The 878-nt window shown below is 74.4% G+C and carries 1 protein-coding gene; it reads left to right on the top strand.

Annotated features, from left to right (window positions below; all coding sequences use genetic code 11):
- On the top strand, positions 1-741 hold a 741-nt coding region (locus BBH68_RS41705; protein WP_483855361.1), incomplete at its 5' end, for a serine/threonine-protein kinase.
- Positions 742-878 lie beyond the last annotated feature (137 nt).

Here is an 878-nt window from a genome sequence, read left to right as displayed (position 1 = left end):
GTGCAGGAGCTGGTGACGCGCGCATTGGCCAAGGACCCGGCTGCGCGGTACGCCGACGCGGGGGCGATGCGGGCGGAGGTCGAGGCGGTCCGCGCGGGACGGCCGGGACCACGGGGCCAGGCAGGGCCAGCGGCCCAGCCGGAACAGGCGGGGGCGGCAGGCCCGGCACGGCCCGTAAGGGCGCCCGCGCCGCACGCGCTGGCGCGTTCCACGGCGCGCACACAACCGGCGACGCGGGACTCGTACGCCCCGCCCGGCCGGACCCTTCAGGTCCCAACGGTCCTCGCCCCCGCATCCGCCCGGCCGCACCGCCATCCGTACTGGCTGTTGGCGGCGCTGGGCGTCCTGCCGCCCGCGCTCTTCCTCACGGCCCTCGAGCTGCGCGCGGGAGTGGCGGTCTTCGTCCTGGTCGGTGTCGGCGCGCTGCCGTGGCTGGGTGTGCCGGCCGTACGCTGGCCCAGCGGGCCGGGCTTGATCAGAGCCTCCCTGGTGACGGGGCTGGTCGCCGTGCCGGTGTTGCTCGGGGCCGCCTGGGCGATCGCCGCCGCGACGGACCTGCCGGGGAACGAGGAGGCGTATCTGCCCCCGCTGATGCCCCTGCCCGTGGCCGTGGTCGGCTTCTGCTATGTGATACGGATCCTGATGCAGCCCGAGAAACCACGCGGTGGCGCCGTCGTGGCCGGGGCGATGATCAACGCCGGGGTGCTCGTGGGGTGCTTCGTCGGGATCTTCAGCTTGTGACGCACGCCTCCAGTCGCTGACCGGCGCCGCGCCCACCAACTCGTATGATCGGCAGGCGGTTTGCGCGAGGCGTGTTGGCGGATCGGGGGAGCCTTGGCGGTGCTGGGACCGGGTGCGGAGTTGGCGTCCGGACGTTA

This window comes from Streptomyces sparsogenes (genome assembly GCF_001704635.1).
In the GTDB taxonomy this organism is placed as follows: domain Bacteria; phylum Actinomycetota; class Actinomycetes; order Streptomycetales; family Streptomycetaceae; genus Streptomyces; species Streptomyces sparsogenes.
This window is presented reverse-complemented; position numbering and strand designations above follow the sequence as displayed.